This window comes from Micromonospora sp. NPDC003197 (assembly GCF_053590565.1).
In genome coordinates, this window is sequence record NZ_JBSFTE010000004.1 from 309,113 (window position 1) to 333,063 (window position 23,951).

Annotated in this window: 20 protein-coding genes; 15 read left to right on the top strand and 5 right to left on the bottom strand. The window is 68.6% G+C overall.

All coding sequences use genetic code 11. The features are described 5' to 3' along the window. Positions 1-77: 77 nt before the first annotated feature. Positions 78-1,301: an acetyl-CoA C-acetyltransferase gene (locus tag ACWDV4_RS06815; protein ID WP_449975470.1), complete on the bottom strand. Its 1,224-nt coding sequence runs from the start codon at positions 1,299-1,301 to the stop codon at positions 78-80. A 192-nt stretch (positions 1,302-1,493) separates the two neighbouring features. Here ACWDV4_RS06815 and ACWDV4_RS06820 point away from each other — a divergent pair, with 192 nt between their 5' ends. The 5 genes from ACWDV4_RS06820 to ACWDV4_RS06840 all read left to right on the top strand — a co-directional run bounded on the left by ACWDV4_RS06820 (position 1,494) and on the right by ACWDV4_RS06840 (position 7,204). Continuing rightward, positions 1,494-2,336 (top strand): SDR family NAD(P)-dependent oxidoreductase, encoded by an 843-nt coding sequence (locus tag ACWDV4_RS06820; RefSeq protein ID WP_449975471.1) that lies wholly within the window; start codon positions 1,494-1,496, stop codon positions 2,334-2,336. A gap of 40 nt (positions 2,337-2,376) precedes the next feature. Continuing rightward, positions 2,377-3,396 (top strand): phosphotransferase family protein, encoded by a 1,020-nt coding sequence (locus ACWDV4_RS06825; protein WP_449975472.1) that lies wholly within the window; start codon positions 2,377-2,379, stop codon positions 3,394-3,396. Between the two features lie 76 nt (positions 3,397-3,472). Then, complete coding sequence (locus tag ACWDV4_RS06830) at positions 3,473-4,687, top strand: acyl-CoA dehydrogenase family protein (RefSeq protein ID WP_449975474.1); 1,215 nt, start codon at positions 3,473-3,475, stop codon at positions 4,685-4,687. A 52-nt stretch (positions 4,688-4,739) separates the two neighbouring features. Continuing rightward, positions 4,740-5,345: a TetR/AcrR family transcriptional regulator gene (locus ACWDV4_RS06835; protein WP_449975475.1), complete on the top strand. Its 606-nt coding sequence runs from the start codon at positions 4,740-4,742 to the stop codon at positions 5,343-5,345. Positions 5,346-5,653: 308 nt separating this feature from the next. Beyond that, complete coding sequence (locus ACWDV4_RS06840) at positions 5,654-7,204, top strand: amidohydrolase family protein (protein WP_449975476.1); 1,551 nt, start codon at positions 5,654-5,656, stop codon at positions 7,202-7,204. Between the two features lie 22 nt (positions 7,205-7,226). Here the strand turns inward: ACWDV4_RS06840 and ACWDV4_RS06845 are convergent, their stop codons facing one another. Beyond that, positions 7,227-7,910 (bottom strand): TetR/AcrR family transcriptional regulator, encoded by a 684-nt coding sequence (locus tag ACWDV4_RS06845; RefSeq protein WP_449975477.1) that lies wholly within the window; start codon positions 7,908-7,910, stop codon positions 7,227-7,229. A gap of 208 nt (positions 7,911-8,118) precedes the next feature. Here ACWDV4_RS06845 and ACWDV4_RS06850 point away from each other — a divergent pair, with 208 nt between their 5' ends. Continuing rightward, positions 8,119-10,953, top strand: coding sequence for a LuxR C-terminal-related transcriptional regulator (locus ACWDV4_RS06850; protein WP_449975479.1), 2,835 nt, complete (start codon positions 8,119-8,121; stop codon positions 10,951-10,953). A gap of 42 nt (positions 10,954-10,995) precedes the next feature. Here ACWDV4_RS06850 and ACWDV4_RS06855 read toward each other — a convergent pair whose 3' ends face one another. The 3 genes from ACWDV4_RS06855 to ACWDV4_RS06865 all read right to left on the bottom strand — a co-directional run bounded on the left by ACWDV4_RS06855 (position 10,996) and on the right by ACWDV4_RS06865 (position 14,302). Further along, positions 10,996-12,072, bottom strand: a complete 1,077-nt coding sequence (locus ACWDV4_RS06855) for an alcohol dehydrogenase catalytic domain-containing protein (protein WP_449975480.1) — start codon at positions 12,070-12,072, stop codon at positions 10,996-10,998. Continuing rightward, positions 12,069-13,547: an aldehyde dehydrogenase family protein gene (locus ACWDV4_RS06860; RefSeq protein ID WP_449975482.1), complete on the bottom strand. Its 1,479-nt coding sequence runs from the start codon at positions 13,545-13,547 to the stop codon at positions 12,069-12,071. The genes ACWDV4_RS06855 and ACWDV4_RS06860 overlap by 4 nt, the downstream gene beginning before the upstream one ends. Before the next feature lie 116 nt (positions 13,548-13,663). Beyond that, positions 13,664-14,302, bottom strand: coding sequence for a TetR family transcriptional regulator (locus ACWDV4_RS06865; protein ID WP_449975483.1), 639 nt, complete (start codon positions 14,300-14,302; stop codon positions 13,664-13,666). An 88-nt stretch (positions 14,303-14,390) separates the two neighbouring features. On the opposite strand from ACWDV4_RS06865, the gene ACWDV4_RS06870 reads away from it, so the two are divergent. The 9 genes from ACWDV4_RS06870 to ACWDV4_RS06910 all read left to right on the top strand — a co-directional run bounded on the left by ACWDV4_RS06870 (position 14,391) and on the right by ACWDV4_RS06910 (position 23,836). Then, entirely contained in the window at positions 14,391-15,542 is a 1,152-nt protein-coding gene (locus ACWDV4_RS06870) for an acyl-CoA dehydrogenase family protein (protein ID WP_449975485.1), read from the top strand. A 16-nt stretch (positions 15,543-15,558) separates the two neighbouring features. Further along, on the top strand, positions 15,559-16,317 hold the full coding sequence (fabG, locus tag ACWDV4_RS06875; protein WP_449975486.1) for a 3-oxoacyl-ACP reductase FabG: 759 nt from the start codon (positions 15,559-15,561) through the stop codon (positions 16,315-16,317). Between the two features lie 42 nt (positions 16,318-16,359). Then, positions 16,360-17,532 (top strand): acyl-CoA dehydrogenase family protein, encoded by a 1,173-nt coding sequence (locus ACWDV4_RS06880; RefSeq protein ID WP_449975488.1) that lies wholly within the window; start codon positions 16,360-16,362, stop codon positions 17,530-17,532. Continuing rightward, positions 17,529-18,014: a MaoC family dehydratase gene (locus ACWDV4_RS06885; protein WP_449975490.1), complete on the top strand. Its 486-nt coding sequence runs from the start codon at positions 17,529-17,531 to the stop codon at positions 18,012-18,014. Before ACWDV4_RS06880 ends, ACWDV4_RS06885 begins: the two co-directional genes overlap by 4 nt. Beyond that, positions 18,014-19,567: a long-chain-fatty-acid--CoA ligase gene (locus tag ACWDV4_RS06890; RefSeq protein ID WP_449975492.1), complete on the top strand. Its 1,554-nt coding sequence runs from the start codon at positions 18,014-18,016 to the stop codon at positions 19,565-19,567. The genes ACWDV4_RS06885 and ACWDV4_RS06890 overlap by 1 nt, the downstream gene beginning before the upstream one ends. Before the next feature lie 143 nt (positions 19,568-19,710). Next, a complete protein-coding gene (locus ACWDV4_RS06895; RefSeq protein ID WP_449975494.1) occupies positions 19,711-19,998 on the top strand; it encodes a hypothetical protein in 288 nt (95 codons plus the stop codon). Between the two features lie 178 nt (positions 19,999-20,176). Then, positions 20,177-20,890, top strand: a complete 714-nt coding sequence (locus tag ACWDV4_RS06900; RefSeq protein ID WP_449975496.1) for a hypothetical protein — start codon at positions 20,177-20,179, stop codon at positions 20,888-20,890. A 271-nt stretch (positions 20,891-21,161) separates the two neighbouring features. Next, complete coding sequence (locus ACWDV4_RS06905; RefSeq protein ID WP_449975497.1) at positions 21,162-22,694, top strand: sigma-70 family RNA polymerase sigma factor; 1,533 nt, start codon at positions 21,162-21,164, stop codon at positions 22,692-22,694. 275 nt (positions 22,695-22,969) lie between these two features. Beyond that, positions 22,970-23,836 (top strand): M15 family metallopeptidase, encoded by an 867-nt coding sequence (locus tag ACWDV4_RS06910; protein ID WP_449975499.1) that lies wholly within the window; start codon positions 22,970-22,972, stop codon positions 23,834-23,836. Positions 23,837-23,951: the final 115 nt, after the last annotated feature.

A 23,951-nucleotide genomic window follows, 5' to 3' on the forward strand; every position in this document is an offset into this window, starting at 1 on the left:
GTTGCTCCGGCGCGACGCCGAGGCAACCGAGCTGGTCCGCCGGTTACGCGTTCGATGAACGACCCCGGCTCGACCGCTCAGCGCAGTCGCTCGACGATCATCGCCATGCCCTGGCCGCCGCCGACGCACATGGTTTCCAGCCCGATCGTCTTGTCGTGCCAGCGCAGCGAGTTGAGCAGGGTGGTGGTGATCCGGGCACCGGTCATCCCGAACGGGTGGCCGACGGCGATCGCCCCGCCGTTGACGTTCAGCCGGTCCGGGTCGATGCCCAGCTCGTCCGCGCTCGCCACCACCTGCGCCGCGAACGCCTCATTGATCTCCACCAGGTCGATGTCCGAGATGGACATGCCGGCTCGGGCCAGTGCCTGGCGGGACGCCTCGACCGGGCCGAGTCCCATGATCTCCGGGGAGAGGGCCGAGAGCCCGGTGGAGACGATCCGGGCCAGCGGCTCGATGCCCAGTTCCCGGGCGCGGACGTCGGACATGATCACCAGGGCGGCCGCGCCGTCGTTCAGTGGGCAGGCGTTGCCGGCGGTCACCGTACCGTCCGGGCGGAAGACCGGTTTCAGCGCGGCCACCGCCGCCAGGGTGACTCCCGGACGCGGGCCGTCGTCGGCGGTGACGACCGTGCCGTCCGGGCGGGTGATCGGGGTGATTTCCCGGGCCCAGAAGCCGTCGGTGATTGCCTGCTCGGCGCGGTTTTGCGAGCGGACCGCGAACTCGTCCTGTCGGGCGCGGCTCACGCCGCGGAGTTGGGCCACGTTTTCCGCGGTCTGTCCCATCGCGAGGTAGACGTCCGGCAGGTCGCCGTGCTCCCGGGGATCACGCCACGGCTCGGCGCCCGGCATGCTGCCCCGGAGCGCACTCCGTTCCCGGGCGTCGGCGAAGCGTGGGTTGGTGGTTCCGGGTAGCCCGTCGCTGCGGCCCTGGGCGTACCGGGAGACGGACTCGACCCCAGCGGAGATGAAGGCATCCCCCTCGCCGGCCCGGATTGCGTGGAACGCCATCCGGGTGGTCTGTAGCGAGGAGGAGCAGTACCGGTTGACCGTGGTGCCGGGCAGGTGGTCGAAACCGAGCAGGGTGGCGACCACCCGGGCCAGGTTGTAGCCCTGCTCACCGGCGGGCTGACCGGTGCCGAGCATGAGGTCGTCGATCTGGTGTGGATCGAGCTGTGGGACCGTGTCCAGCGCGGTCCGCACGATCGTTGTGGCCAGGTCATCGGGACGTACGTCGGTCAGCGAGCCCTTGTTGGCGCGGCCGATGGGGGAGCGGGCGGCGGCGACGATGACAGCTTCGGGCATGGTGTCAGGGTGTCCTCTCGTCAGCATTAATGTGCACTAAGAGTGCGCTTACCGTGAGGTGGCTGTCCATCGAATCTCTGGTGGGAATCGTCACCGCCATTGACGGGTGTGATGGAGCGCCCCTAAAATTCGCACTGTGACTGCAAATTTTTGGTGTCCCGGCATCGGTCACCTCGTGGGTCGGGCCGCCGGATGAGTCCCATCGGGCTCGACCTCGACGGAGCCGTGGTCGTGGTCACCGGTGCCGGCTCCGGCATCGGGGCCGCCCTCGCCGAACGCTTCGTCACCGCCGGGGCGCGGGTCGTCGTCAACGACCTGGACGCAGCCGCCGCCGAAACTGTATCGGCTCGAATCGGTGCCCTGGCCATCGCGGGTGACGCCGCCGACGCTGACTTCGTGGACCAACTGGTCGAACGGGTCTGGGCCGAATTTGGCGCGCTGGACCTCTTCTGCGCCAACGCCGGCATCGTCCCGGACGGGGGCCTCGACGCGCCCGACGAGGCATGGGCGACGGCGTGGCAGGTCAACGTCCTCTCCCACGTCTACGCCGCCCGCGCGCTGCTACCCAACTGGCTTGCCGACGGACAGGGTCGGCTGCTGCTCACCGTCTCCGCCGCCGGGCTGCTGACCATGCTCGGCAACGCGCCGTACTCGGTCACCAAACACGCCGCGCTCAGCTTCGCCGAATGGCTCCGGGCCAGCTACGAACACCGGGGCATCACCGTGCAGGCGCTCTGCCCGCAGGGCGTACGAACCCCGATGCTCGCCCGGTCCGGGGCCCTGGGCAACGCCCTGCTCGGCGATGGTGCGCTCACCGCCGACGAGGTCGCCGACTCGGTGCTGGAGGCAATGACCGACGATCGGTTCCTGGTGCTACCGCATGCCGAAGTGAAAGACTTCTACCTTCGGCGAGCCAGCGACCCGGACCGATGGCTGCGCTCGATGAACCGTCTACAGCAGCGACACGAGACAGTGCACGCCCGACCGCGTCCCGAGGAGGCGGTCCCGGCGCCGCCACCGAGGGAGTCGTCATGAGCGAGCGAAAGCGACTGGGCGTCACGAGCGAGCGGGTGTCATGAGCCTGCCAGGTCTGGACCTCGAACAGCTTCGGAAATACCTGGATGAGCAGGCCCCGGGCCTGGTTGCCGGGGAACTCCGGGCCGATCTGCTGGTCGGTGGCCGATCCAACCTGACCTACGCGGTGACCGACGGGGTGTCCCGTTGGGTGCTGCGCCGTCCACCGCTCGGGCACGTTCTCGCCACCGCCCACGACATGAACCGGGAATATCGGGTGCTGACGGCGCTCGGTCCGGTTGGTTTCCCGGTGCCGTCGACCGTGCTGATCTGCCCGGACGCGACGGTTCTGGGCGCTCCCTTCTATCTGATGGAGCAGGTCGACGGCGTGATCTACCGGGACCCGGACGAGTTGGCAGGGCTCGGTCCGGACCGGGTGCGGAGCCTCGTGTTCTCCCTGGTGGATACCCTCGCCGACCTGCATGCGGTCCGACCGGAGGAGGTCGGGCTGGCCGACTTCGGCCGGGTGGCGGGCTACAACGACCGGCAGGTCCGGCGCTGGAAGCGGCAACTCGACGCCTCGCGCAGTCGGGACATACCGGGGATTGAGCACCTCTACGACCGGCTGGCTGCGGCCGTACCCGAATGTTCGGCTGGCGCGATCGTGCACGGCGACTTCCGGTTGGACAACGTGCTGGTCGGCCCGGCCGGCGAGATCCGGGCGGTGCTCGACTGGGAGATGTCCACCCTCGGCGACCCGCTGAGCGACCTTGCGTTGATGTTGGTCTACGCCGGCCGGCCAATGCTCGTCGTCACTGGTTCGGCACGTCCGGCGCTCGCCGTCGCCGGCCATCCGGACACCGCCGAGATCATCGAGCACTATGCGCGGCGCTCCGGCCGCGACACCAGCGACCTGCGCTGGTACGTCGCGTTCGCCGCCTTCAAGCTCGCGGTGATCCTGGAAGGCGTGCACTACCGGTACGTACAGGGCCAGACGGTTGGCCCCGGCTTCGATCGGATCGGGGCGCAGGTCGCGCCGCTGGTCCAGCAGGCACACGAAACTTTGGACGCAGCGGCATGAGTGCGCGAGATCTGGGCGCGGCGGCATGAGCGAGCGAAACGAGTGGACGGCATGAGCGAGCGGAGCGAGTAGGCGTATGGACTTCGAATTCGACGGGCGCACCGAGGAGCTGCGGGCGCAGCTGCTCGACTTCATGGCCGAGTGGGTCTACCCGGCCGAGTCGGTCTTTGCCGATCAGGCCCGGGAGTCGGGCTGGTCGCACCCATCGATCCTCGACGACCTGCGGGCCGAGGCCCGCCGTCGCGGGCTCTGGAACCTCTTCCTTCCTGGCGCGTACGGCGCCGGCCTGACCAACCTGCAGTACGCCCCGCTCGCGGAGATCACCGGGCACAGTCCCAGCGTGGCGCCGGCGGCGTTGAACTGCGCGGCTCCGGACACCGGGAACATGGAGGTGCTGGCGGAGTTCGGCACCGAGGAGCAGCGTAAGCAGTGGCTGGAGCCGCTGCTCGAGGCGCGGATCCGGTCGGCGTTCGCGATGACCGAGCCGGAGGTTGCCTCCTCGGACGCGACCAACATCGCGACCCGGATCGAACGCGACGGCGACGACTATGTGATCAACGGTCGGAAGTGGTTCATCACCGGGGCGATGAGCCCGCTCTGTCAGATCTTCATTGTGATGGGCAAGACCGACCCGGATGCGCCACCGCACCGCCAGCAGAGCCAGATCCTGGTGCCCCGGGACACCCCGGGGGTCACCATTCGCCGGGGCATGGAGACATTCGGGCTGGATGACGCCGACCATGGTGGACACGCCGAGATCGACTTCGTCGACGTACGGGTTCCGGCGGAGAACCTGATCTCCACCGAGGGGTCCGGGTTCGCCATCGCCCAGGCACGGCTCGGCCCCGGCCGGATCCACCACTGCATGCGGCTGATCGGCATGGCCGAACGGGCTCTTGAACTGATGTGTCGTCGGGTCAGTAACCGGCAGGCGTTCGGCGGTCCGCTGGCCGACCAGGGGGTGATCCAGGACTGGATCGCCGAATCCCGGGTCCGGATCGAACAGGCCCGACTGCTGGCGCTCAAGACCGCCTGGCTGATGGACACGGTGGGCAACAAGGGGGCCCGGACCGAGATCCAGGCCATCAAGGTCGTGGTGCCGGAGATGGCCCAGTGGGTGGTGGACCGGGCCATCCAGGCGCATGGTGCCGCTGGCGTCAGCCAGGACACCCCGCTGGCTCGGCTCTGGGTGGCGGCCCGGACCATTCGACTGGCCGACGGTCCGGACGAGGTGCACCGCCGGTCCCTGGCTCGGCGCGAACTCCGCCGGCACCAGCCAGTGGACAGCTGATCGCTATTACACTGCTGATGCACATTCTGGCAGTCGGCAGGGAGCACAGGCGATGAGCGACACCGACGTACCGGTGCGGGTGGATGGCCGCACCGCACGGGCCGAACGCACCCGGGCGGCCATCGTCGATGCGCACCTGGCGTTGATCGGTGAGGGCGATCTGCGGCCGACCGGCGAGCGGATCGCCGAGCGGGCCGGGGTGTCCCTGCGGGCACTCTGGACCAACTTCAAGGACATGGAGACCCTCTTCGAGGCCAGCGGTGAGCGGGTCCTCGCCGAGCAGAAGGCGGCCCACCAGCCGATCCCGGTGCACCTGCCGCTGGCCAAGCGGGTGGACGCCTTCTGTCGGCAACGCGCCCGGCTGCTCCAGTTGATCGCGCCCTCGGCTCGGGCTTCACAGTTGCGGGAGCTGACCTCGGCACAGCTGCGCCGCAATCGGGCCAAGCACATCGAGCGGCTCCGGGACGAGCTGACCGAGTTGTTCGCCGTCGAGCTCGACGCGGCGGGCCAGGGGCGGACGCAACTGCTCAACGCGTTGATCGCGGCGAGCATGTGGCCGGCGTGGTCGATGCTGCGCGACGGGTTGGGCCTCGGCGTCGACGAGGCCCGTCGGACGATGACCCGTACCGTCCTGGCGCTGCTGACCGCGTCGTACTGAGTCCGGTGATCACTGTCGCTTGAGTCGTCACAGGGCTGGTGTGCCCATTGAGAGTTCGTGGCCTGACCAAGCTCGCCGGCCTGCTTCGCTGGTACCTCCGGTTTTCGCGTCGAGCGCGGGTTGCGGTCCGCAGTAAAACCGTGTCTACTGGATACAGTTTTCGGTGGACGCAATTTATCGAGCTTCCGCCCGGACTCCGTTGTGAACCCGGCTCCGCAGCGCCGGCTTCGCCGCCGCGCCGCCGTAACTAATCTCAGCGCCATCCGCCGTTGACTGCCCGCGAGTAGTCGTAAGGAAGGGCTTTCCCCATGGAAGAAAAGCCACTTCTGCGGCACCTGGTCTCTCGTCGTGGCATGCTCGCGGCGGGGTTCGGCGCTGCGGTTGGTGCCGTCGGTTCAAGCCCGTCGACTCCCACCTTCGCCGAGTCCAGGCCGACTGATGACGGCGCTTCGATCGCGCTGACCCATGTCACGGTCATCGACGCCACCGGTGCCCGGCCCTGCCCGGACATGACCGTAGTTGTCCGAGGTGGACGGATTGCTGCACTGGGCAGGAGTTCCGAGGTTCGAGTGCCCACTGGTACGAGGGTCGTGGATCTAACGGGAAAGTTCGTCATTCCGGGGCTGTGTGACATGCATGTCCACTCCCTCTTTCCGGAGGGGATCCTACCCCAGTTGTATGTTGCGACCGGAGTCACCACGGTCCGCGAGATGATGGGCCTGCCTTGGGCCCATCAATGGCGAGATCAGATCGAGGCAGGCGAACTGATCGGGCCACGGTGGGTCATTGGCAGCCGCATTCTCGACGGCAGGCCGTCAATCTGGTCTGGCAACGACGGCGGCGTCTACGACGAAATCATCAATGAGCGACAAGCGCATAACGCAGTACGCCAGGCCAAGCTCGAGGGTGCCGACTTTATCAAGATCTACAGTCGGCTGAACCACCAGAGCTTCCACGCTATCGCCAGCGAGGCTCGGCGGCAACGGATCCCGCTTGCCGGACATGCGTCGGACATTGTCCCGATCGCCGAGGCCGCCAGAGCTGGGCAGCGCAGCTTCGAGCACTTCTTTCCGGCGCTACTCGGAACATCTGGCTCGGAGGCAGAAATCCGCCGACTGCTCGCCGCCATTCCGATCGCGGGCGATGGCAACGGTCACCGTGACTGGTTTCGAGGGATCCGCGCTGCGGAATGGCTTGCGGTCAACACGTACGACCCGCGCCGGGCCGCCGACGTCTGCGCCCGGTTGAAGGGCGAAGGTGTCGCGGTGACACCAACCATGATCATGCATCGCACCATGGACCTGGCCGATGACGTCGTTCCCAACCACGAACGGCTGAGATACCTGCCCCCTGGGACGTTGGAGCTCTGGAAGCTCCAACTCAAGGAGTTTTCCCAGGATGGGCGCACCCCGCAGGAGTCCAACCAGAGTCGAGTGCTGTTCCAACACCGACTCCGGCTACTCAACGAGATGCACCGAGCTGGTGTCCAAATCCTAGTCGGCACTGACGCTAGCGGAATCCCTTTTGGCTATCCAGGTTTCACGGTGCATGACGAATTGGTTCTACTCGTGCAAGCAGGATTCACTCCGATGGAGGCGCTGCAGGCAGCGACCCGTGAGCCGGCCCGCTACCTCGGCTTACAGAACTCTTTGGGAACCATCCGCCAAGGGCACCTCGCCGATCTCGTGATCCTGGACGCCAATCCTCTTCACGACATCCGCAATACCCAGAGGATCCATGCTCTGATGACCCGCGGCCGATTCATTTCCTCCAGCGAACGGCAGGGCCTGCTCGCCGATATCGAGGCAGCAGCCGGTACGGCATCGAGATTGTCAGCATTCACGGGATGCTGCGGCTGACCCTGCCTCTCGCTGCTCGTGCTTAGTCGGCGCGTTGTGTGATCAGGGTGTCGAGACCGTCGAAAATCAGGTTCAGCCCGAACTCGAAGGCCTGATCGTGCCCACCGTCGGCGGCTGCCATGGCCATTGTTGCGACCAGTGCCGGGAAGCGGTCGCCGTGTCGGCTGAGCTGCTCGTCGAGCAAAACAGTGATGTCCCCTTCGGGTTGCCGACTCACCATGGCCTGCTGGACGATCGAGCGGACATGCCCGGAGAGCACCGCGATCACATCGAGACGCTCACTTCCGGTCAGGTCGGTCGCGGTCAGGATGCTCACCGCGCTCTCCATCCAGCCCAGTTCATTGGGGCCGAGGGGGCGAGGGCCGAGGATCGCCTCCAGCATCCAGGGATGCCGCAGGTATGCCGTGAGCAGATGATGGGCCCACTCCTTCAGAGCAACCCGCCAGCCGGTCGTGCTGATGGCTGGTGGTTCGCCGATGGCGCGCTCGACCATGAGAGCCACGAGCGTTGCTTTGCTCGCCACGTATCGGTAGAGGGACATCTTGGTGAAGCCCAGGTCTGCGGCGATTCGCTGCATGGTGACGGCCCCGAGTCCTTCGGCGTCTGCGATCGTGATCCCAGCGTCGGCGATGTGCTTCAGACTCAATGCCGGTTTGGGGCCGCGGGACGGCTGCGCGCGGCCGTCCCACAGGGAGCCGAGCGTCATTTGTCCTCCATGGGGGTCTCGTCATGTGCAGAAACTGTCTCTACGGTACGCAGTAATGCTGCTGTTCGCCGAGATCAACGAACTCGGCGGCATCGGCAGGCTCGGTCCGTACGGACGGGCCGCCCCGGGGGCGACTCCTCTTGGGTCTTGATGGAGGGGAATTGTTCATCCCCTTCCGATCTCGTTACCAATAGGTAACACTCGATACATGATTGATGCATTGCTAGTGCAAAAATCTGGCCTGCGTGGACGGGCCACGCAATGCCGGGCGATCATCAACCTGATCGACGAGGCTGCCAGCGGCACCGGCGGGGCCCTGCTGCTGCACGGTGAACTCGGCCTGGGCAAGACCACGCTGCTGGATCAGGGCAGCGAGACGGCCACCGCCCATCCCGCCGGATTCACCGTCCTCGCCGCCAAAGGTCTGCCCGACGAGGCCACCCTGCCGTACGCCGTACTGCACCGACTCCTCGAACCGCTCGCCGGGCAGCTCCACCTCCTGCCCACCCGGCAAACCCAGGTGCTCACCCGGGCACTCACCGGAGAAGGCTGCCCCGAGCCGGACCGGCTGGTCCTCTGTCAGGCGGTACTCGGGCTGCTCGGCGTGGCCAGCGCCGAACAGCCCGTGTTCTGCCGCCTCGACGACGCACCCGCCGTCGACCCTCCGTCACTCGACGTGCTCGCCTTCGCCGCCCGCCGGCTGCGCCCCTACCGAGTCGCCATGCTGTTCACCAGCGAGGTATCGGCCACCATCTCCGACGTACCGGCGCTCCAACTGACTCCGCTAGACCCGGCCGACAGCCTGGCCCGATTGGCCGACCTGATCCCCGACGGGCTGCCGGGCGACGCGGCCACCACTTTGGCCCGGCTCGCGCGGGGCAACCCGCAGGCCCTCACCGACTTGGCCGTCGCGCTCACCCCCGCCCAGCGGTACGGCGAGGAGCCGCTGCCCACAGCCCTGCCGCTCGACGGCGTGCTCGGCCGGTCGTACCGGGACCGGTTGCGCCGGCTCCCCGCCGAGACCCGCTGGCTGCTCCTGCTCGCCGCCGCCGACGACGCAGTGGACCAGTCCGGACTCGTCCGAGCCGCGGTTGCCTCCGGTACGGCACTCGCCGCCCTCGCGCCAGCGGAACTCGCCGGCCTGATCCGAGTCGACGACCAGGGCGTCAACTTCTCGCCACAGCTGCTCCGGGCCCTGGTCTATCGGCAGGCACCGCTGGCGCGCCGACGCGCCGCGCATCTGCTTCTCGCCCGGATCATCGACACCGGGCCGGAGCAACGCCTACGCCGTGCCGTACACCTGGCCGCTGCCGCCGATGGGCCGGATGAACCGCTCGCCACCGAACTGGAGCAGGCCGCCGCAGTGGGGGCCTATGCGACCGCTTCAGCGGCGCTGGAACGCGCCGCCCAGCTCAGCGACGCCCGTACCAGTGCTGGGCGAGGTAGCGCGGAGAACCGGTTGATGACCGCAGCCCGCTACGCCTGGTTGGCCGGCAACCCGCAGCGAGCCCACCGGTTGCTCTTCCGGGTCCGGGCGAGCGGCTCGGACCGGGCGGTGCAGGGACGGGCCTGGCTGCTCAGCGGAGAGATGGCACTGCGTGCCGGTACCGCCGGGGACGCATTGGACTGCCTGCTGACCGCCGCTGAATCATTGGCCCCGACTGACCGTCAGTTGGCCCTGGAGGCACTGCTGCGGGCCGGGGAGGCGGTCAGCTTCTCCGGTGACTACCACCGGTACGCCGAGATCGCTCGTCGGGCGGCCGCGCTACGTCAGCCCGGCGCCCCGGACGCCGTCCTGCTGGCCCAGGAGCACATCGCCGGTTCCGCCGCGACCTTCCAGGGACACCACCACGCCGCAGCGGCGCACCTGCGGCGGGTGGTCACCATCGCGACCCGGTCGGCCGATCCGGCCGGGCTCACCGTAGCCAGCGTCGCCAGCCTGCTCACTGCCGACGACGTCGCGGCCCGCAACCTTGCCTCCCGGGCGGTGGCGCGGTCGAGGGCCAGCGGCGATGTCTCGATGCTGCCGCGGGCGTTGGAACTACTCAGTTACGCCCACTACTGGTGCGACCCGACCGGGACAGCAGCCGTAACAGCAGCTCAGGAAGGTTTGGCAACAGCCTGGGAAAGCGGGCAGGAGAACAGCGCCGACAACCACCGAGGCATGCTCGCGGTCCTGGCCGCGATCCGGGGTGACCGGGCTGGGGCGCTGCGGCACGGCCAGTTCCCCGCCGGAACACAGCCGGAACGGCAGCGGCCCTGGGCGCTACGCCAGTGGGCGCTGGCGGTGCTCGACCTCATCGAGGGCCGGAGCCCGGATGCCGCTGCCCGGCTGCATTCCCTGGCCCGGCCCGGCACCGGCAGAGGGCAACTCGTCGTACAGGTGATGGCCACGCCGTACCTGGTCGAGGCGGTTGCCCACAGCGGTGCCGCCGCAGCGGTGGCACCGTCGGTAGCGGTGGTGCCCGGGTTGACCACGGGATCCTCGACGGCGGTGCGGGCACGGGCGGTACGGGCGTTGGCGGTCTTCGACCGCTGGGCCAGCGGCACGGGAAATCCGGGTCGGCGGGCCGTGTCGGCCCGCTGTCATGCGTTGCTGGCAACGCGGGGAAGCGGGGCGGCCGAGGACTACTTCCGGGAGGCGTTGCGTCTGCACGCGGCGGGTGGGGCGGAGTTCGAACGGGCCCGTACCGAACTCCTCTTCGGTCAGGAGCTGCGTCGCTCGCGCCGACCCCGTGCCGCCCGGGAACATCTCCATCAGGCGGCGGAGACATTCCTGCGGCTCGGCGTCCCGGTCTGGACCCAGCAGGCGATGGCGGAGCTGCGGGCTGCCGGTGCGACCGTCCCGGCCCCCACAGCGGATGTGCGGACGTTGACCGCCCAGCAGCTGCGAATCGCCCGGCTGGTGGTGGAGGGGGCGACCAACCGGGAGGTGGCCGCCCGCCTGCACCTCAGCCCGCGCACCATCGACCATCACATGCGCAACATTTTCCACCGGCTCGGTCTCCGCTCCCGGATGGAGCTGGCTCGCGCTCTGCGGTGAACCGGTCAGGTTTGCCGACTCACCCGGCTGGGGCGCCGGCGATCAGTCGAAGTGCACGACGGTACGGGCACCTTCGCCCCGGGCCATCCGGGCGAAGGCGGCCGGAGCCTCGGAAAGTTCACATCGGTCGGTGACCAGTGGGCCGAGGTCGAGTGACCCGTCGAGCACCGAGGCGGCCAGCTCCGGCACGTCGCGGTCCGGGTCGGAGGAGCCGTAGACCGACGATCGCAGGGTACGGGCGGAGTGGAAGATGTCCAGCGCGCTGAGCTCGACCAGATCGTCCTTCGCGCCCATCCCCACCACGGTTACCTGGCCGCCGCGTCGGGTGGCCCGCCAGGCGGTGCGGATCGTGGTGGCCCGCCCGACGCATTCGAAGGCATGGTCGACGCCACGCCCGTCGGTCAGCGTCCGGATGTGCTTGCCTATCGTGTCGTCGGCGATCAGGAAATCGGTGGCCCCAGCGGCGATGGCCAGCTCGCGCTTGGCCTCGGCCAGGTCGGCGGCGATGATCCGACCGGCGCCTGCGGCCCGGGCGGCGGTCACCGTCGCCAGCCCTACTCCGCCCAATCCGAGGACCAGCACCGACTCACCCGGTGCGACGGTAGCGGTCCGGGTGACCGCGCCGACGCCGGTCAGTACCGCGCAGCCAAGCAGAGCGGCCGACTCGAACGGCAATTCGGCCGGAACGCCGATCACCGCCCGCTCGCTGACGACGACCTCCTCGGCGAGGGCACCGAGGCCGAGCGTGACGTGCATCGGAACACCGTCGGCGGTACGACCCCGGGCCACCGCTGGCGCGCCTGCGTTGGCGCAGAGCCACGGCTCGCCGTGTTGACACGACCAGCACTGTCGGCAGGGCGGTGCCCAGTTCAGTACCACGTGGTCGCCGACACCGACCCGATGTACGGCGTCGCCGACCTCGGTCACCACCCCGGCGGCCTCGTGCCCGAGCACCAGCGGATACGCCGCAGTGATCGTTCCGTTCATCATGGACAGGTCGGAGTGACAGACTCCGGCGGCGCGGATGCGGACCCGTACCTCGCCAGGACCGGGGTCGGGCAGCTCGATGTCGGTGACCGTCGGCTCGGTGCCGACGCCGGTGACGACCAGCGCCCTCATCGCTGGCTCGTCTCTGCCTGGCTCGTCCGCTGCGGGTCTGCCGCTGCCGGGACCGTCCGCTGCTGGATCGCCTTGAGCTGGGTGAACTCGGTGAGCCCGTGCACGCCCAGCTCCCGGCCGATGCCGGACTGCTTGTAGCCGCCGAACGGGGCGAGCGGATTGAACGAGCCGCCGTTGATCTCCACCGCGCCGGTACGGATGCGGCGTGCGACGGCGAGGGCCCGCTCGTCGTCGCCGGCGAAGACCGCACCGGCGAGGCCGTACCGGGAGTTGTTCGCAAGCGCCACGGCCTGGTCGGTGTCGTCGAACGGGATGACCGAGAGCACCGGCCCGAAGATCTCCTCCTGGGCCAGTGCACTGTCCGGGTCCACGTCGGCGATGACGGTCGGCGCGACGAAGTAGCCCCGCTCCGGGACCGGGGCGTCCAGCCCGCCGATGACCAGGCGACCGCCGTCGGCGAGGCCGCGCTCGATGTGTCCGCGTACCCGGTCACGCTGGGCGGCGGAGACCAGCGGCCCGAGCCGGGTGGCCGGTTCGTAGGGGCCACCGAGCTGGTATCCGGCGGCAATCTCGGTGGCGAGTTCGAGGGCCTCGGCGTACCGGCTGCGATGCACCAGCATTCGGGTCCAGGCGGTGCAGGTCTGGCCGGAGTTGATGAAGCAGTTGGCGATGCCGGCCCCGACCGCGGTGGTGAGGTCGGCGTCGTCCAGGATGATGTTCGCCGACTTGCCGCCGAGTTCGAGCGCCACCCGAGCGATCCGGTCGGCGGCCAGGTGGGAGATCCGCCGGCCGACCGCGGTGGACCCGGTGAAGGAGACCATGTCCACGTCGGGATGCCCGGCGAGCGCCTCCCCGACCACCGGGCCGGTCCCGGTGACCAGGTTGACCACCCCCGGCGGCAGGCCGGCCTCGTTGATCGCGTCGAAGAGTTGGTAGGCCACCAGCGGGGTCAGCTCGCTCGGTTTCAGCACCACGGTGCAGCCGGTGGCGAGCGCGGGGGCCAGTTTGGCGATCACCTGGTGCAGCGGGTAGTTCCACGGGGTGATGGCACCGACGACGCCGACCGGCTCGCGGAGCACCAGCGAGTTGCCGATGGTCTCCGCCGGGGCGGGCTGTCGGGCCAGGTCGACGTAGCTCTTCAGCACCGTCAGCGGGAGGCCGACCTGGACCCGGGTGGCGAACTTCTGCGGGGTGCCGAGTTCGAGACTGATGGTTTCGGCGAGAGTGCTGGCGCGGGAGGCGAGCGCGGCGTAGAGCCGGTCCAATGTGGTGGCCCGGTCGATCGGGTCGGTGCCGGCCCAACCGTCGAAGGCGGCCCGGGCGGCGGCGACGGCCCGGTCGACGTCGGTGGCGGTACCGGCTGGAATCTCGGCGATCACCTCTTCGGTGACCGGGTTCTCTACGGGGATCTTCTCGGTCCCGTCCGGCCGTACCCATCGACCGTCGAGATAGATTTCGGCGCGGCTGAGCTGCATCGGAGGTACCTCTCACGTCGGTGAGCGGGTGGCGGGATGACGGGGCTACGGGGATGGCGAAGCGCCCGAGGCGATAACTAGCGCTGCAAGTTTTCTCGACTGTAACGCCCGTCGCTTCATCGATCCATAGTCTGGGCGAGTTTCTCGTAACTGCGGGCAAGGCCATCGATGAGCGCGTCCAGCCCGAGCGCGAATGCTCCATCGTCGACGCTGCGCTGGTGCTCGGCAAGGCGGTGCGCCTGGCCCAGATGTGGGTGCGCGTCGTAGAGGGCCGGATCCTCGACGAATCCCTTGGCGAAGGAGCCGAGGGTGGAGCCGGTGACCAGGTAGCGCATCAGGGCGCCGATGTGGGTGGCCTTCGCCGGTGGCCAGCCGGCGTCGACCAGGCCGCCGTAGACGGTGTCGGCCATCCGCAACGACGCTGGTCGCCGGCCCGGCCCCTGCGCCAGATACGGCACGATGTTCGGGTGCGCGGCCAGCGCCGCCCGGTAGGAGAGGGCCCAGAGACGCAGCGCCTCCCGCCAGTCATGGGTACGGAAGAACGAGACGTCGACCTGGGCGATGATCGTGTCGGCGACCGCGTCCAGGATCTCGTCCTTGGTGGCGAAGTGGTTGTAGAGCGATGGTCCGCGTACCCCGAGTTCGGTGGCGAGTCGGCGGGTGGAGAGCGCGGCCAGCCCTTCGGCGTCGATGAGCGCGGCGGCGGTGGCCACGATTCGTTCCCGGCTGAGCAGGGCTCTACTGGGCCGTGGCATTGGCGGATTCCCTCCGGATGTGCACGGTCGGAACTCTTTCACATCGGGGTCTGGACGAGTTAAAACTTGCACCGCTAGTTTAATGCCCATGGATCTGAGCCTTTCGGCGGAGCAGACCGCCGTGCGTCAACTCGCGGCCGAGTTCGTCGATCGGGAAGTGGCCCCGTACGCCGCCGCAGCCGACCGGGCCGAAGCCCTCGACCCGGGCATCGTCAAGAAACTGGGCGACCTCGGCTTCCTCGGCCTGACCATCGACGAGACCGACGGCGGGTCCGGCGGCAACCACCTGACGTACTGCCTGGTGCTGGAGGAACTCGGCCGAGGCGACTCGTCGGTGCGCGGCATCGTCACGACCTCCCTCGGACTGGTCGCCAAGTCCATCGCGGCCCACGGCACGCCCGAGCAGAAGACCCGCTGGCTGCCTGGACTCTGTGCCGGCGAAATCCTGGGCAGCTTCGCGCTCACCGAACCCGACAGTGGATCCGACGCCGCCGCACTGCGGACCCGGGCGGTTCGCGACGGTGCCGACTGGCTGATCAGTGGTGCGAAGATGTTCATTACCAACGGCACCATCGCCGACGTACTGCTGCTCTTCGCCCGTACCGGCGGCCCCGGGGCCGGGGGAATCACCGCCTTCCTGATCCCCACCGAGAGCGCCGGACTGACCCGCCGCAAGATCCACGGCAAGCTCGGGCTCCGCAGCCAGGACACCGCCGAACTGGTCCTCGACCAGGTACGGGTGCCCGACAGTGCGCGACTCGGTGCCGAAGGTGTCGGCTTCAAACTCGCCCTCAGCACCCTGGCCAAGGGGCGGGTGTCGGTCGCCGCCGGCTGCGTGGGAATTGCCCAGGCCAGCCTCGACGCCGCGCTGGCCTACGCGAACCAGCGGGAGCAGTTCGGCAGGCCGATCGCCGGACACCAACTGGTACAGCAGTTGCTCGCCGAGATCGCCGTCGACACCGCCGCCGCCCGGCTGCTTGTCTGGCAGGCCGCCAACCTGATCGACCGAGGGCAGCCCTTCGCCACCGAAGCGTCGATGGCGAAACTCTTTGCCAGCGAGGCCGCCGTCCGGGCCGCGAACAACGCGCTTCAGGTCTTCGGCGGACACGGCTACATCAACGAACATCCGGTCGAGCGGTATCTGCGCGACGCCCGGGTCGCCACCCTCTACGAGGGCACCAGCCAGATCCAGCAACTGCTCATCGGTCGGGCGCTGACCGGCGTCAAGGCCTTCAACTGATTACAGGGGAGAGAGCATGAACAGATTTGTCGACCGGGTCGCCATCGTCACCGGGGCGGCGCAGGGCATCGGTGCCGCCACCGCCCACCGGCTCGCCGCAGAGGGGGCCGCCGTCGCGGTTGTCGACCTCGACGCCGAGCGGAGCAAACTCGTTGCCGACGAACTCACCGCCGCCGGCGGCCGGGCGATCGGTATCGGCTGCGACGTCACCGACGCTGACGCGGTCGAGGCGATGACCGAGCAGGTGGTCGCCGAACTCGGCGGACTGCACATCCTGGTCAACAACGCCGGCATCACCCGGGACAACCTGCTGTTCAAGATGACGGCCGCCGAGTGGAACGCGGTGCTGAACACCAACCTGACCAGCATGTTCCACTGCTGCCAGGCGGCCCAGAAGCGGATGGTCGCCGCCCGCTACGGCCGAATCGTCAACCTGAGCAGCCGCTCCGCCCTGGGTAACCGGGGGCAGGTCAACTACGCCGCGGCCAAGGCCGGTGTACAGGGACTCACCGCCACCCTCGCCATCGAACTGGGCCCGTACAACGTCACCGTCAACGCGGTCGCCCCCGGATACGTGGCCACCGCGATGACCGCCGCCACCGCCGTTCGGGTCGGGTCCAACCCGGAGGACCACCAGAAGATGGTCGCCGAGTTGACCCCGCTGCGTCGGGTCGGCCAGCCGGCAGAGATCGCCTCGGTGGTCGCCTTCCTGGCCAGCGACGACGCCTCGTACGTCAGTGGCCAGACCCTCTACGTCAACGGCGGTGCTCGCTGAGCGTCGGCGCCCCGACGAGCAGACCCAGAGGAGGAGGAGATCGTGGACTTCGCACTGAGTGATGAGGAGCGGGCGATCCGGGACACCGCCCGGGAGTTCATCACCCGTGAGGTCGTACCGCTGGAGCCGGAGGTGCTCCGCCGCGAGCGCGCCCACCAGCCCAGCCTGGAGCCCGACCAGCTACGCGAGTTGCAGCTCAAAGCCCGCAAGTTCGGCTTCTGGGGCCTGGACACCCCGGACGAGTACGGCGGAATGGGCCTGCCGGCCGTCACCCAGTCACTGATCTGGACCGAGGTGGGTCGCAGCTTCGTGCCGTTCCGGTTCGGCGGGGAGGCGGACAACATCCTCTTCCACGCCAACGACGAGCAGCAGCGCGAATACCTGCTGCCGACCATCGAGGGCGAACGTCGTTCCTGTTTCGCCATCACCGAACCCGGCGCCGGCTCGGACGCGGCCAACATCCGGTTCGCTGCCCGCCGCGACGGCGACGACTGGGTGCTCAACGGCGAGAAGACCTTCATCACCGGCGGCAACGAGGCCGACTTCGCCATCGTCATCGCCGTGACGGACCGGGACAAGGACGTCCGCAAGGGAGGCAGCACCGCCTTCCTGGTGGACCGGACGATGGGCTGGCGTTCGGAATTCATCCAGACGATGGGGGAGGGCGGGCCGGCGTCGCTGATCTTCGAGGACGTCCGGGTACCGCACCGGAACGTCCTCGGTGAGGTCGGGCAGGGCTTCCCGCTCGCCATGCAGTGGATCGGCAAGGGGCGCTACGTCATCCCGTCGCACGCGCTCGGCATCGCCGAACGGGCCCTGGGCATGGCGATCGAGTACGCGAACACCCGGCACACCTTCGGCCGACCGATCGGCGAAAACCAGGCCATCAGCTGGATGCTGGCCGACTCGGAGACCGAGTTGGAGGCGGCCCGCTGGCTGGTGCTCCGCGCGGCCTGGACCATCGACGCCGGACTCGACCCGAGGCACGCCTCATCGATGGCGAAGCTCTACGGCGCCGGCATGGTCAACCGGGTGGTGGACCGGGTGATGCAGATCCACGGTGGCATGGGCTACACCCGGGAACTGCCGATCGAACGGTGGTACCGGCAGGTCCGGCTGCTGCGCATCTTCGAGGGCACCGACGAGATGCAACGCCTGATCATCTCCCGCGACCTGCTGCGCGGCTACACGAAGCTCGGGGGAAATCTGGCATGACGACCTTCGAATCCGGCGTACGGACCTTCACCACCCCCAGTGAACTCGTCGCTGCGACCGGGCAGATTCTCGGCCCGGGGCAGTGGCATCCAGTGGAGCAGGGCCGGGTGGACCTCTTCGCCGACGCCACCGACGACCACCAGTGGATCCACGTCGACGCGGAGCGGGCCGTGTCCGGCCCCTTCGGCGGCACCGTCGCGCACGGCTACCTCACCCTGTCCCTGCTGCCGGCGCTGGTTCGGGACGTCTACCGGGTCGAGGGACTCCGGATGGGAGTCAACTACGGCTTGAACCGGGTACGGTTCCCGGCCCCGCTGCGTACCAGCAGCAGGATTCGGGCCACGGTCCGGATCGACGAGGTGACCGAGGTGGCCGACGGAGTTCAGCTGGTCAATACGGTCACCGTGGAGAGCGACAGTGGTGGCAAACCGGTCTGCGTGGCCGAGACGGTCAGTCGTCTCTACTTCGCCCGGGAGGCGTGATGACCAGCCTGTCGCTCGCCGCCGTACTCGCCGAATCCGCCCGGCGGTACCCGACGAGGGTCGCGGTCGTGGATGGCGAGACCCGAGTCACCTACGCGCAGCTGTGGCAGGAGGCCCGGTCGTCCGCTGCGGGTCTGCGCGAGCTGGGCGTGCGACCCGGCGGTACGGTCGCGCTGCTCGCGCCGAACGTGATCGACTTCCCACGCGCCTACTACGCGGCGCTGGCGGTCGGCGCGACAGTGGTTCCGGTCCACCTGCTACTCACTGCGGACGAGGCGGCCTACGTCCTCCGGGACAGTCGGACTGACCTGCTGATCTGCCACAGCAGCCAACTGGCGATGGGCGCGGCAGCCGCCGAGCGGGCCGGCATCCCGCTGGTCACCGTCGGGGCGGTGCCGTCGGATCCGACAGCGCCGCCGCAGGCGTCGGTCCAGCGACTGGAAGAGATCTGCGCCGAGTTGGAGCCGCTGCGGTCGTACGCCTCGCGCAGCGCGGAGGATCCGGCGGTGATCCTCTACACCAGTGGCACTACCGGTGAGCCGAAGGGCGCCGTGCTGACCCACCTCAACCTGGTGATGAACGCGATGGTGAACGTCTTCGACGCCAACGATGCCCGCCCCACCGATGTGGTGCTGGGTTGTCTGCCGCTGTTCCACAGCTTCGGGCAGACGGTGGCGATGAACGGCACCTTCCGGATCGGCGGCACGCTGGTGCTGCTCACCCGGTTCACCGGGCCGGCCGCACTGGAGTTGATGGTCAAAGAACGGGTGGACGTCTTCCACGGCGTACCGACGATGTATATCGCGTTGCTGACGGCTGCCGTCGGACGTACCGAGCTGCCTCGGCTGCGGCTCTGCATCTCCGGTGGCGCGTCGCTGCCGGTCGCCGTACTCGACCGGTTCAACGAGGCGTTCGACACCACCATCTTCGAGGGGTACGGCCTTTCGGAGACCTCACCGACCGCGACCACCAACCAGCCGCACTTCGGCACCCGAGTCGGTACGGTCGGCCATCCGGTCTGGGGGGTCGAGGTGGAGATCGCCCGGCCAGAGGTCCCGGAGCGGATCGAGCTGCTGGGTGTCGGTGAGCTGGGCGAGATCGTGGTCCGTGGGCACAATGTCTTCGCTCACTACCTCGGTCGCCCGGAGGCGACCGGCGAGGCGGTGGTCGATGGCTGGTTCCGTACCGGTGACCTCGGGATACGGGACTCCGATGGCTTCGTCACCATCGTGGACCGGACCAAGGACGTGGTCATCCGGGGCGGATTCAACGTCTACCCGCGCGAGGTGGAAGAGGTGCTGGCCCGGCACCCGGCGGTTGCCCAGGTCGCCGTGATCGGCGTACCAGATCCGGTGCACGGCGAGGAGATCTGCGCGGTGGTGGTGCGGGATCCCTCGGTCGACCCGCCGGACGTCGAGGAGCTCATCGGCTGGGCGCGGGAGCGGCTCGGCCGGCACAAGTATCCCCGCCGGATCCGGTTTGTCGCGGAGCTACCGCTCGGGCCAAGTCACAAGGTGCTCAAACGGGAGTTGCGTCGCACCATCGCGGAGTAGGGAGGGCTACCGCGCGCGTTGTGAACCCCACGAGATGGTTGCGCGTTCAACAAAATCCGACCACGATGGGGGCATCACTCATCGATGAGTTGGAGATTTTTTCGATGCGCAAAAGGTCAACCAGGCTCGCTGCGACTCTGGCCATGTCGGCAACCATGACCATCGGGCTCGGAGTCGTGGCGTCGCCCGCCTCGGCACAGGACTCCGGTCTCACCTTCTACAGTGGGCACCTGAAGGACAAGGTCGCGAACTTCCCCGCCGGGCCCGTCAAGTGCACCGCGATGCCGGCCACCGCGGACAGTCACATCGGCTGGAGTGGATTCGAGAACGTCGTCGCCTTTACGACCTCGGACTGCACGGGAGTGGGCTGGGGCCTGGGCACACTCCGCACCTACGAAGCCGGGCGTTGGCTGTCCTTCTACGCCTACTAGCCCGGCACGGGGACGGGCGGGGTGGCACATCCCGCCCGTCCACCCAGGCAACTCTGCCGAACCGCCCACCGGGGGCCGAATCGTCGGTATCCGCGTTCACGCTGTCGCCGCTGCGGAGCACTGGCCCGCATCCCGGTAGCATTGCCGCGTCCTCAGGAGGCTGCTGAAGCGAGGCGACATGCGGTGGTTGCGGTTTGTGCTGGGCAGGAAGCAGATCCAGCATGATCCAGTCCGGCAGGAGTCGCTGTTCCAAGAAGTACGGCAGCGGTTCGGCCCCGGTGTCCAGGTCCGGTTCTCCGATCAGGCAGACGCGGTGACGCGGCTGCTGGACGGGCCCGACGGCCTGGCGGTGGCGGCCAGGATCATTCACGAATTCGCCGACGAGGCCCACACGGCGCTGCTCGCCCAGGTTGCTGACCTCTATCGGCATACCGGTCGTCGGTTCATCGTCGACCGCCGTAACTACCGGCCGCTGTGGAAGGCGGCGGGGCCGCAGCTGCGGTGGCCGCTGTTCGCATTGCCGTGCGGCTTCCACCCGTACGTGCAGGTGGCTGCGGCTGTCACGGCGGTCGGCAACCAGGCGGCCCAGTTCGTACGGGCGACCGACCCGAACCCGCTGTTGACTCGCGTGTTCGAGGTGCTCGACCTCACCGCCGACGGCTGGGAGTACGGCCGCGTTCCGGTGGATGTGGATGCGGCCGCGCTGGCCCATCGGCTGATCGCCACCGCTCGGCAGGTTCGGGCGGAGATGGAGAAGCCGCCGCCGTTGCCGCCGCCGGCCCGGGAACTGATGCGCCGTAACAACACCATCGACGTGTACGACCCCAGCCGTACCCGGGTGGTTGGCGGGATCAACCTGGGCGCGGAGATGCGGCCAGCCCTACTGAGCTGAGGGCGCCGCAGCCAGGCAGATGCTATTGCCTCCCCTGAGTGGCGGGCGGAGGTGGCTGGGGCCGATCAGGGCAGCGCCCGAGGGCTCTGCCGTGTTTCCCACCGCGTGCCGCGTCAACAGCGGGGGCCTTTCTCTGCGGACGAGTCCACCGATCTGGTCGTCGGTACTGTCGCGGCATTTCGACGGTGACGACATGAGTTTGTGTGACCTGAACGGGTGTCAGCCAGTCTCCACGTCGTACGAGGATGTCTCGGAAGGCGAGGTTGTGAGCGTGACCGATCACGCGTACTCGAACAGGACCGACATGTCGGCGGTGGTGGACGTGGCACGCCACGGCGATCAGACGGCGATGGACGAGCTGGTCTCGCACTATCTGCCGCTGGTGTACAACATCGTGGGCCGGGCACTGAATCGATCGGCGGATGTTGACGATGTGGTGCAGGACACGATGTTGAGCGTCGTGCGAGGGCTGGCGGGCGTGCGCGATCCGCGGCGTTTCCGGTCGTGGCTGGTGGCCGTCACCATGAACCAGGTCCGTTCCTACCATCAGTACCGGCACGCCACACCGACCCCGCCGGAGGACATCGACAATCTGATCGATCCGGGTTCCGACTTCGAGGACCTGACCATTACCCAGCTACGCCTCTCCGATCAGCGCCGGGAGGTCGCCGTGGCCACGCGCTGGCTGGACGACGACCACCGCCACCTGCTGTCCCTGTGGTGGCTGGCCGAGGCCGGTCACCTTTCCCGCGCCGACCTGGTCGATGCCTTGCAACTGGACCCACACCACGTGACCGTCCGGGTGGCCCGGATGAAGGCGCAGTTGGACACCGCTCGGCTGGTGGTGCGAGCCCTCGCCGTCCGGCCCGGCTGTGCCGGCCTGCTCGACACGGCCTCCGACTGGGGCGGTCGACCGGCGCCGGTGTGGCGCAAGCGGTTGGCGCGACACATTCGGGCCTGCGCGTATTGCCCGGACGTCACGTCGGACCTGGTCCCGGCCGAGCGGCTGCTGGTGGGACTGGCGCTCACGCCGCTTCCGGCCGGCCTCACCTCGTACGTCATGCATCAGGTGCACACCGCAACCGAGTCGTCGCAGGGCGTCGCGTCGATCGGGGCGCCCGTGAAAACCGCCGGGGTGCTGCAGCAGGCCCGCGTCGCGGCCCTGTCCCTGCCCAAGACCCTGGTCGGCGTCGTCGCGGCCGCCGTCATAGTTGGCGGGGGAGGGGCCATCCTCGCCGGTTACCCGGCCGGGCCGAGCCAGCAGTCGGCGAGCGCGACAGGCACGCAGTCCCCGACCGCGATCACCGGATCCGCCGCCGAGACGACCCCATCCGCGCTCGCGTCGCCTTCCCCGGCAGTGCCCGACGGGTCCCCGACTCCCTTGCGGTCAAGCCCCACCCCCACCAAGTCGCCCACGTCGACCAAGCCACCGACGCCGACCAAGTCGACGGCCAAACCTGCCAGCACGTCCACCGGCGTGTCCGCAACGGAACAGCGTCTGCTGGTGCTGCTCAACGAGCGGCGCCGCGCGCTCGGGTTGTCCGAGGTCAAGCTGGGCACGACGCAGCAACGCGCCGCGGAAAGCTGCGTGAAGCAGAACCTGGATGCGGGCACCTTCGAGCACTGCGGCCATGAGGTCCTGTTCGCGTCCTCGGGCAACTCCTCACCCGAGCAGATGATCGAGGCCTGGTTCAACAGCCCCGGGCACAAAACGGCGTTGACCTACCCCAGCTCCCGCTTTGCCGGCCCCGCCATCATCTGGAATGGCAGCCGCCAGATCGCCGCCATCAACATCGACTACTGAAGTTTTCCGCACGTACGTGCGAGTGGCGCAGCATCGACGGCGCGACCGGCCTGACGCCAATCGGCGCCGGGCCGGTCGCCCGGCCGGCTTAGACGCCGCGTTGGCAGGTCAGCTCAGCACCCGCTATGCCCTCACAGTCCCTTCGTGTCCAACCTGCGCACGTGGACATCAGCTCGCGGGGAGGCTGCCTGAGCAGCGGCAACCGTTCATACCACCGCCCGGGAGCACCCACCCATCCGCGCGGCCTGTTAGCGCGTTGAGTTGCCGCGCCCGGGGTGGTACCCGCCGAACGATCCCCAGATCTGGCGGCGAGCCGGTATCCGGTTCGCCGCCTGCTCGATATCCTGATCTTCAGCGGTTGGTCGATCACCGCCGGGGTCGGTCCGGCGGGCCATCTCAGCCCGGCCCCGGCGGCCACCCCGGATGCGGTGCTGACCGGGGTGGAGTCGACCGCCGCCGGCGGCACTGCCCGGCACCGACCTGATAGGAGCCCTTTCGTGATCCTGCTCTCCGACCAGCGAATCTCCGCCATCCCGCTCGGCGACAACCGGGAGGCCCTGGTCGATCTGCGGGAAATCCCGGAATTTCGGGTGGACGGCCGGCTGGCCGATGCGGCCGGAGCGTACGCACACCTGCGGGAAGCCACGGTCGAGAAGCTGCTGGCCGCCCAGCGATCGCTTCCGGAGGGGTTGCGGCTGCTGATCGTTGAGGGCTACCGGCCACTGTGGCTCCAGACCAAGTACTTCCAGGACTATCTCGACGAGTTGCGCGTGCGGTATCCGGACTGGGGTGCTGAGCGGCTGCACGTCGAGGCCAGTAAGTACATCTCACCGCCCGAGGTTGCCCCACACAGCACCGGCGGCACCGTCGACCTCACCTTGTGCACGGAGGAGGGGCACGAACTCGACATGGGAACGGCCCTGAACGCCACTCCCGTGCAGAGTGCCGACGCCTGCTTCACCGCGTCCCCGGACATTTCAGCGGAGGCTCGCCGCAATCGCGACATCCTCGGCGCGGCACTACGGTCGGTCGGCATGGTCAACTACCCGACCGAGTGGTGGCACTGGTCGTACGGCGACCGCTACTGGGCACTGAACACCGGTGCCGGTCAAACCCGCTACGGCCCGGTCGACCTGGCGTGAACGGTCGCTATCGAAAGCTTTCCGTCTGCCCGGTCAGAGGGTGGTTTCGCCGTTGAGGCCGAAGTAGTCGTGCCATTTGGTGCTGGTGGCGAATGATGTGCCGGTGGAGAGTCCG

What these genes read in the sequence shown, in the direction of transcription:
- ACWDV4_RS06850 (WP_449975479.1), top strand. Translation starts at nt 8,119, where the DNA reads ATGATTGATGCATTGCTAGTGCAAAAATCTGGCCTGCGTGGACGGGCC.
- ACWDV4_RS06890 (WP_449975492.1), top strand. Translation starts at nt 18,014, where the DNA reads ATGACCAGCCTGTCGCTCGCCGCCGTACTCGCCGAATCCGCCCGGCGG.
- ACWDV4_RS06835 (WP_449975475.1), top strand. Translation starts at nt 4,740, where the DNA reads ATGAGCGACACCGACGTACCGGTGCGGGTGGATGGCCGCACCGCACGG.
- ACWDV4_RS06815 (WP_449975470.1), bottom strand. Translation starts at nt 1,301, where the DNA reads ATGCCCGAAGCTGTCATCGTCGCCGCCGCCCGCTCCCCCATCGGCCGC.
- ACWDV4_RS06845 (WP_449975477.1), bottom strand. Translation starts at nt 7,910, where the DNA reads ATGACGCTCGGCTCCCTGTGGGACGGCCGCGCGCAGCCGTCCCGCGGC.
- ACWDV4_RS06840 (WP_449975476.1), top strand. Translation starts at nt 5,654, where the DNA reads ATGGAAGAAAAGCCACTTCTGCGGCACCTGGTCTCTCGTCGTGGCATG.
- ACWDV4_RS06820 (WP_449975471.1), top strand. Translation starts at nt 1,494, where the DNA reads ATGAGTCCCATCGGGCTCGACCTCGACGGAGCCGTGGTCGTGGTCACC.
- ACWDV4_RS06865 (WP_449975483.1), bottom strand. Translation starts at nt 14,302, where the DNA reads ATGCCACGGCCCAGTAGAGCCCTGCTCAGCCGGGAACGAATCGTGGCC.
- ACWDV4_RS06870 (WP_449975485.1), top strand. Translation starts at nt 14,391, where the DNA reads ATGGATCTGAGCCTTTCGGCGGAGCAGACCGCCGTGCGTCAACTCGCG.
- ACWDV4_RS06825 (WP_449975472.1), top strand. Translation starts at nt 2,377, where the DNA reads ATGAGCCTGCCAGGTCTGGACCTCGAACAGCTTCGGAAATACCTGGAT.
- ACWDV4_RS06895 (WP_449975494.1), top strand. Translation starts at nt 19,711, where the DNA reads ATGTCGGCAACCATGACCATCGGGCTCGGAGTCGTGGCGTCGCCCGCC.
- ACWDV4_RS06900 (WP_449975496.1), top strand. Translation starts at nt 20,177, where the DNA reads ATGCGGTGGTTGCGGTTTGTGCTGGGCAGGAAGCAGATCCAGCATGAT.
- ACWDV4_RS06855 (WP_449975480.1), bottom strand. Translation starts at nt 12,072, where the DNA reads ATGAGGGCGCTGGTCGTCACCGGCGTCGGCACCGAGCCGACGGTCACC.
- ACWDV4_RS06885 (WP_449975490.1), top strand. Translation starts at nt 17,529, where the DNA reads ATGACGACCTTCGAATCCGGCGTACGGACCTTCACCACCCCCAGTGAA.
- ACWDV4_RS06860 (WP_449975482.1), bottom strand. Translation starts at nt 13,547, where the DNA reads ATGCAGCTCAGCCGCGCCGAAATCTATCTCGACGGTCGATGGGTACGG.
- ACWDV4_RS06830 (WP_449975474.1), top strand. Translation starts at nt 3,473, where the DNA reads ATGGACTTCGAATTCGACGGGCGCACCGAGGAGCTGCGGGCGCAGCTG.
- fabG (WP_449975486.1), top strand. Translation starts at nt 15,559, where the DNA reads ATGAACAGATTTGTCGACCGGGTCGCCATCGTCACCGGGGCGGCGCAG.